This is a genomic window from Endozoicomonas sp. YOMI1 (genome assembly GCF_024606345.1).
GTDB lineage: Bacteria > Pseudomonadota > Gammaproteobacteria > Pseudomonadales > Endozoicomonadaceae > Endozoicomonas.
Window position 1 is genome coordinate 1 of the sequence record NZ_JAHHPM010000414.1, and the last position, 5,949, is coordinate 5,949.

9 protein-coding genes are annotated in these 5,949 nt (G+C 49.2%); 2 read left to right on the top strand and 7 right to left on the bottom strand.

The window, feature by feature from the left end; translation table 11 throughout:
* The 5 genes from KDK15_RS14740 to KDK15_RS14760 all read right to left on the bottom strand — a co-directional run.
* On the bottom strand, window positions 1-386 hold a 386-nt coding region (locus tag KDK15_RS14740), incomplete at its 3' end, for a hypothetical protein (protein WP_257296144.1).
* Between the two features lie 150 nt (window positions 387-536).
* Window positions 537-791 carry a hypothetical protein gene (locus tag KDK15_RS14745; RefSeq protein ID WP_257296145.1) on the bottom strand — a complete coding sequence of 85 codons (255 nt, stop codon included), beginning with the start codon at window positions 789-791 and terminating at the stop codon, window positions 537-539.
* Between the two features lie 91 nt (window positions 792-882).
* Entirely contained in the window at window positions 883-1,125 is a 243-nt protein-coding gene (locus KDK15_RS14750; RefSeq protein ID WP_257296146.1) for a hypothetical protein, read from the bottom strand.
* Between the two features lie 410 nt (window positions 1,126-1,535).
* Window positions 1,536-2,153, bottom strand: a complete 618-nt coding sequence (locus KDK15_RS14755) for a hypothetical protein (protein ID WP_257296147.1) — start codon at window positions 2,151-2,153, stop codon at window positions 1,536-1,538.
* A gap of 109 nt (window positions 2,154-2,262) precedes the next feature.
* Window positions 2,263-2,991: a tyrosine-protein phosphatase gene (locus KDK15_RS14760; RefSeq protein ID WP_257296148.1), complete on the bottom strand. Its 729-nt coding sequence runs from the start codon at window positions 2,989-2,991 to the stop codon at window positions 2,263-2,265.
* A gap of 135 nt (window positions 2,992-3,126) precedes the next feature.
* Between KDK15_RS14760 and KDK15_RS14765 the strand changes: the two genes are divergently transcribed.
* Complete coding sequence (locus tag KDK15_RS14765) at window positions 3,127-3,369, top strand: type II toxin-antitoxin system Phd/YefM family antitoxin (protein ID WP_257296149.1); 243 nt, start codon at window positions 3,127-3,129, stop codon at window positions 3,367-3,369.
* Window positions 3,369-3,710 carry a hypothetical protein gene (locus KDK15_RS14770; RefSeq protein WP_257296150.1) on the top strand — a complete coding sequence of 114 codons (342 nt, stop codon included), beginning with the start codon at window positions 3,369-3,371 and terminating at the stop codon, window positions 3,708-3,710. Before KDK15_RS14765 ends, KDK15_RS14770 begins: the two co-directional genes overlap by 1 nt.
* A 16-nt stretch (window positions 3,711-3,726) precedes the next feature.
* Here the strand turns inward: KDK15_RS14770 and KDK15_RS14775 are convergent, their stop codons facing one another.
* The gene (locus KDK15_RS14775) at window positions 3,727-5,172 is read right to left on the bottom strand and encodes an O-antigen ligase (protein WP_257296151.1); all 1,446 of its coding nucleotides are present in this window, start codon (window positions 5,170-5,172) and stop codon (window positions 3,727-3,729) included.
* A 222-nt stretch (window positions 5,173-5,394) separates the two neighbouring features.
* A complete protein-coding gene (locus tag KDK15_RS14780) occupies window positions 5,395-5,694 on the bottom strand; it encodes a hypothetical protein (RefSeq protein ID WP_257296152.1) in 300 nt (99 codons plus the stop codon).
* Window positions 5,695-5,949: the final 255 nt, after the last annotated feature.

The following is a 5,949-nucleotide window of genomic DNA, read 5'->3' on the forward strand; positions in this document are numbered from 1 at the left end:
TGCGATAAACACCGTCTGGCAATTGGGCATTCTCTTTGTTGCGCGGTCTTCCCATTGTCGTTATAAGACAGTTTCAGAATAACTCTTGTATCTCTTTTACAGTACACCTGTATGTATCTTGTGAAATATTCCCTGATTTCATCCCTGGAAGCACATGCTGTTGCTGTAAATACGGCTTCATTGTCAGGATTGGCAAGACCTCTGGCAAAATCCAGCATCTTAAAGTCGTAACTGATATTAAATCGTTTGTTCCACGAATACATAAAATCGTTGAGCAAACCCGTTCGTCCCATCAGGGGGAGTTCAGGAAACTGACCCAGGGTAATTTCACTGACAGCATCGCTGACTATTTTTGCCAATGGTTCAGAATGTTTTTTGGTCATCATTGTAAATCTGTTTATTGTTGATAGAAAAACAGGTTTTAGGGGCTACCATGATACGCAGCATACAATCCAAGATACCCCAAAATCCCTACCCCATCGGCCAGAATATCCCCAACACTGAAGCTCCGGTACCCGGTCATCTTCTGACACAGCTCAAATAAATACCCCAAAGGCCAGCAGTCCAACCGGTTTCCACCAAGGCATGTCAGCGGTGGGATAGGCCAGATCAAACAGAATAAACAACACCAGAAACGTGACAGCATGTTTAAACTTGTCATTAACAAAGCCGGTGGGGTCGGCACTGCCGGGAATCACCGCCATAAACAGGGCAAAGGCCAGGGCGGCAAAAAAAGTAAAACGATAGGCTGCAGGCGGGATCTCCTGCAACCTGGTGATCAGGTCATCCATATTCATTCCGGTGTGGCCGTTCTCTGGCAGCGTACAATTCCAAGGATAATTGAAACATCCGGAGCAATCCGGAGTGGGCAAATGCTAACCATCAGGCTTTATTTTTTCTGACCACATTCAAAGCCCATATATTGCCAAAGGTCACCGGCCAGTAAGCCAGCCACCAGAGAGAGCCATACAGTGCATTAATAGTGAACGGAAACCCCAGGAATAGCCAGTAGGCTACCCAGAAACTTGGGCGTGTTTCCGGGTGCAACCTGTTATGACACAGATACGCCGCATAAGGAGAAACAACAATCAGGCCGAGCCAACCGAAAAGGCTGTTGTAGGCCATAACGAATCCCCAGCTTAACAGACTCAATATGATCGCCATAAGAAGCAGAGCATTCATCATCAGTGGCTGTTTAGTGGGCGTGGGCAAGTGAGTCGATACCATATTGTGATAGAGAGTTTTTATCAATAATGATGAGTGTGAGGATTATCTCGTAGCGAGTGGTGTAAATGGGTAACAGGCCATTAATCTGACCCTGTCGCCCATTCAGGACTTTTATTTCTTCAGAATCTTCAGAAATAAGTAATTGTCCCGGGATAACTTCATCATTTCATTCAGACTGGGAAAATGCCGCCGCCCGCTTCCCGCCACCCGCTGCCCGTAAAAGCACAAGTGGTTCCAGCTTTTCGGGAAGCGGGCGGCGGGAAGCGGGTAGCGTCTGTAGGAATGTCGAAGTTATTTCAGGACAGCTCCTAAGGCAGCGGATACTGCTTATCCAACTGCTTCGCCCGCCAGGGGTAAAGCTTTGCCAGCCGCGCACTGCTGTCGTCCAACCTCTGCTGAACCGACTCGCTTAACCAGCCGCGATAATATCTGCCCAGGATGGTGGCGTTTTCCATCACCTTCTGCTCCCAGGGGCCAAGCTCATCGGCGCGAAGCAGGGCGGCCTCAAACTCTTTTTCAATCAGGGAGTGCTGTGAGCGGGCGCTGGCATAGGCGCTCCAGCTATAGGGCCAGGCGGGTCTGGCCAGAATGGCCTCCTTCCAGGCGGTTAAATCGACGGATTCAATCGTATTGGCTGGCGTTAAACCGTGCTGGAAGCCCTGCTCAAGCACCCTGGCTTTTAAGCCTCGCAGTTCCGAGGCAAATGGTGCGCTGGCCAGGGCGTTCTCGATGCCCTTGATGGTCACGTCATAATCCCTTTGGTTGATCTCATAGTTACTGTCTTCCTTTAGCTCTGCCTGCCAGAACGCCAGAAAGTCCTCAGTCTGATAACGCCAGATTTCAGACTGAATCAGATTCCAGGATGTGTTTATGGCCAGTGCCAGTACGGCAATGGCGGGTAATGCAAGGAGCCAGCGTTTTATCATTTATGTTCCTTTAAAAGATTATTTAAACCACAAAGCTCACAAAGAGCACGAAGGAAAAGAAAAGCTCTTCTTTGTGCTCTTTGTGAGCTTTGTGGTTCAAAAAAATCCATCAGCCATTAAAAAGCGAAAACGTCAACAAATCCGGATTGGTCAAAGTCAACTGATCCCGAACCGCTTTGCCATACCACTCATCCAGCACCTCCGCAGCAGCCTTCATTGCAGGTGGCCGCCGTTTACAGTGATGAGCATCAGAAGCCACAAACTGCACCAATTCATGGTCCAGCAACCAGCGAGCCGTAGTCTGTGCCTTTACACCAAAAGAACCGATAATGCATCCGGCTGTCACCTGAAACAATGCACCCCGCTCCACCAATGGAAAGATGCGTTCCGGATAGGCCATCAGCTCCTTGTTCCGTTCCGGGTGGGCAATTACTGCTCGTACCTGCTGGCGATCCAGCCACTCCAGCATATGTTCAATACCCACTGGAATATTACTATGGGGCATTTCCAGCAGCAGGCAGTCGTAACTATCCCATTTACCAATCATTGGAATACGTTCCTGGCGCAGCTGGAACATCAACTCATCGCTAAACCGCACTTCCGCTCCCATGGCCAGCTGAACATTAATGCCTGCCTGGTGGACATGGCCAACCAGCACATCAAAGGCGGGGGCAATGGTGGTGATATCATTATCGTAACGACCGGGATGCATGTGGGGCGTACAGACCATCCGTTGGATATCATTGGCTTCGGCTATGCGCAGCAGTTCCAGGGATTGCTCCAGGGTATCGGGGCCGTCATCAATGGCGGGAATAATATGGTTGTGAATATCGATCATCTTTTCAGCCGTTGTCCATGATCCGAAAAAGGTAAGAAAAGTAGTTATATAAATCAGATCTTGGCCTAAATCTTTATCGCTGACCAACAGAGCAGACTATAATCAGACCATTAACAGACCTATAGGTAGAACACCATGGAAACTCAAACCCTTAGCTATCTTAAACAAAATGCCGCAAAGCTGGATGTTATGGACGGTCCGCTCCGTATTACCCAACACGGCCGGCCTGTTTACCGTATCTATTCTGAGCAGGAAGCCAGCATGAGAGATGAAGCCATCGCCCTGCTGAAACTGGCCAATCGTGCCGAACGGGATATTCGTGAAAACAATACCCTGACACCGGAAGAAGCCCTCAAGCGCCTGAGCGATGAAGCCTGATGGAAGAGCCCGTTATTGTCGAAATAACAGAAACTGCATTTCAGACATTACGCCAGCTCAAAGCATACATGAGCCTGTTTATTTCACCCGATCAGCTCAACCTTCTCATCACCAGCCTGGTTCAGCAGAGCCAACAACTCATCGAAGAGGTACCCTATCGCCCGGCCTGCCCTGAGTTGTCCCTGATCGGCATACAAGATTATCGCCAACTCAATCTGCTTGAGAATTACAAAGTGCTGTACCGGCTCGACCTGCAATTCCACAAAGCTTTTATCATCGCCTTTATGCGACAAAGGCAAAGCGCAGAGAAACTGCTGGTTGATTTAGCCTTGATGCAATAGGAGCCTGTGAAAGCTTTTATTTTTCTTTTTCGGGAGGCGGGCGGCGGGCAGCGCCCGCCAGGGTCGGCAAATACCGAGCCAACCACCCCAACGCCATCAGGCAAACAAAATACGCCGCATTCGAAGGAATCTGCAGATTAAAATCCACCGACGAATGAATCATTATCGAAAGAATCCCCATAAACGCCGCAAACCCCATCCCCACCATCAGCATATTCCGCCGCTGCCGCATAGCCTGAATCGCTTGCCAGGCGCTAAACAGCACCATCAACCCCAGAATGGCATAAGCTGGAATACCAAACTCCAGGGGGAATTGCAGAAAATCATTATGGGCCAGATCATAAAAGCCACGCCAGCTGCCATCATGATATTGTGGGAGAGTCGTATAGTAAGCGCCTGCGCCAGAACCGGTCAGGGCAAACTGGGGAATAGCGGCCAACGTTTGCGGGTTCACATCATCACGGGTTTCGGTTTGTGCACTGGTTTGTTCCAACCTTTCAACCACCTTTTCCAACCCGAACCACTGGCTAACAATAATGGTGTCAATCACAAACAGGCTGACAAACAGAATCACCACCCCGCGAGTGAGCTTTCTACGACAAATAACGTACAATACCCCGGTAATCATCAGGCTGGAAAAGAACGCCGTATTTCCCATACGGGAACGCCCCATCACCAGCCCAACCACCATAATGGCGATGGCGGTTCGTAAAATAACCTTATTGCTCAACAGGGTTTTCAGGGTCTGGCGCCAGAACTCGTGCCAGTCATGAGCACGCCGCTCATTCAACTGCCCAAGAAGAAGCCCCATGCCCACCGCCAGCGTCATCTCCAGGCAGCCGGAAAAACTGTTACGGTTAACAAACGTACCCGAAGCTACACCCTGACCGGTCTCTTTCGGCCCAAACAACAAAACCTCTGCGCCAGACAAAGTACTCAGAGAACCAAACAACGCCTGAAATGTCCCGGAAATTACAAACACCCAGGCAATCACCCGCAACCGTTCAGGATCACTGACCAGCAGCAGCACCATGGCAAACAGCAGCGCATAGGCCAGCGATAATAGGGCATGCACCTGAGAAGCAAAAGGATCAAGGGAAAGATAAAGAGAACCCGGCACCGGCAGGTTTAATGCGCTGGCTGCTTCTACCTGAACCGACCAGGCCACCGGCGATAACTGCTGCACAAGCGTTGCAGGTAGTGGCAATGACTGAACCCAAACCCAGAAAGCAACCAACAACAACCCGACAAAAACCGCCGCACCTTTGCGAAAAGCAGGGGGCACCGACAGATGTCCAAAACCATACCCCGCCAACCATAAAGCCGACAGCATAAAAACACCTACCTGCAAAATCCCCATGGCCCACTCGGGCTTGCTGCCATAGGGCAGTGGCAGCCAGGTAATCACTAGCAACAGAAAATAAAACAGAAAACGGCTAAAACGGTTATCCAGCGTGGACAAGGCGGTAATCCTTTATCAGGTTCAGGCATTCAATATAGAGTGGGGAGCGTGGGGATTATACAGAAAACGGTCATGGACGGAGAGGGTTTGTTTTTTGAACCACAAAGCACACAAAGAGCACAAAGAAAAGAAAAAAAGAAAAAAAGAAAAAAGCAAAAAAATCTTATCTTATCTTTTCCTTTGTGCTCTTCGTGTGCTCTGTGGTTCCAACGCTTTTAAACCTCAGCCCCCTCCATTCGCCAGATCAACCCTGTAAACTCGCTTAACCATAGCCGCCACCAGAAAGTACCCCGTGATCCCGGCCAGGTTAGATAAAATATCCGTAAAATCGCCAGAGCTTCCCTTACGGAAACCAATCATATCTTGTAACACCTCAAGCAACACCCCAAAGGCCAATAAACCCAGTGGCTTATACCAGGTAAACCGGTAAGAGGGAAAAGCACAGCAGTCAAGCAACAGAGCCAGCACAAAAAACGCGATGGCATGTTTCACTTTGTCGTTGATAAATCCAAACGGATCCATAGCTGTAGGAATCAGTGCCATTGTAGTGCATAGCAATATGGCACCGATAAACAGTAGTTTCCGCCAGGGCATTCCATATGTTGTCTTTGTTTGCATGGTTTGTCACAGAAATGGGTTATGCAGCCAATGGCACTATCTTAAGAGTGAAAGCCTTGCCATACGTAGGCTTTAAGGCACCCTGCGATTTGAACCACAAAGCACACAAATATTCATGGCCGATTTATTTTCGGCCACCCTCAGCTATGAAAATATATT